1 protein-coding gene is annotated in these 1,022 nt (G+C 57.1%); it reads right to left on the bottom strand.

The genetic code is table 11. The features are described 5' to 3' along the window. The coding region (locus DESFRDRAFT_RS21595; RefSeq protein ID WP_005997292.1) for an IS1595 family transposase at window positions 1–945 on the bottom strand (945 nt) is incomplete at its 3' end. Window positions 946–1,022: the final 77 nt, after the last annotated feature.

Genomic DNA, 1,022 nt, shown 5'->3' with positions numbered 1-1,022 from the left:
ACAATCCTCAGCCAATTTTAGCAATCTGTAAGGCATGGGCGGCGTCCGCAAGGAGATCCAGGCTAAGCGGGGTAGCATCGCCGCCAAGCCGTATCGGCGATTGAACCGATACCCGAACGAGGCCAAGTAGCGTGAGGCGTGCTTTGCACGAACGGCTCGATACGTACCGAGCAATGCTGACTTGATGTTTCCGAGCATGGTGTTGACCCATTTGAAGATTGAGTCCTGCACGGCCTTGCGCCCGCTGTCGCGAACAGGTGCGTGTCTGCAGCCCGCAGCTTCAACTCCGGAAAAACACGGCAACCGGTCTGTCACCGCCAATGCTCCACAACTCAAGATGGCTTTGGACGCACGTTCCACCTCGTCACGGCGAAACCCCTTGACCCGGCACAGTTTTATCCGGTGCGGCTGACCTCCCTCGGTCGTCTCAACTGCGGCAATAAAAGGCACTTTTCCCGGCGCGCCGCGTCCACGTTTGCCTCCGCGACGCTTGCCGCCGAGGTAGGCATCGTCCATTTCCACGCGACCGGCGAGGGGTTGACGTCCTTCTCGCTCAAGCATGACCTGCATCAGCTTGTGTGAAATTTTCCAGGCGGTGGTCTGAGTAACTCCAAGCCTTCTGGATAATTCGACACTTGAAATACCGCCCTTGCTCTGGGTGAGGTGATAGATGGCCCGGAACCATGTCTTGAGGGGTAACTTGGTGGAAGCGAAGATCGTGCCCGCAGTCACCGAGGTCTGGGCACGGCAATGCGAACATTGAAACAATCGCCGTCTGCCAACGACGATCAGCGAGTACTTGCCCCCACCGCAGGCCGGACAGGCGAACCCCCTGGGCCAGCGCCATTCGACAAGGCGCGCCCAGCACTTCTCTTCAGTGCCGAACAGCATCTCAAAGGCATCTTCACTCATACCCTTTTGAAATTGTACCATGTTTTTTGGCATGCTCAACCCCTCCAACACGTTGAAGATACCATGTGGCGCAATGCTCGGCAATCAGCTTAGGATCGTAGGTAAGCAGG

Origin of the sequence: Solidesulfovibrio fructosivorans JJ], assembly GCF_000179555.1 — a bacterium.
Lineage (GTDB): Bacteria > Desulfobacterota > Desulfovibrionia > Desulfovibrionales > Desulfovibrionaceae > Solidesulfovibrio > Solidesulfovibrio fructosivorans.
This window is presented reverse-complemented; position numbering and strand designations above follow the sequence as displayed.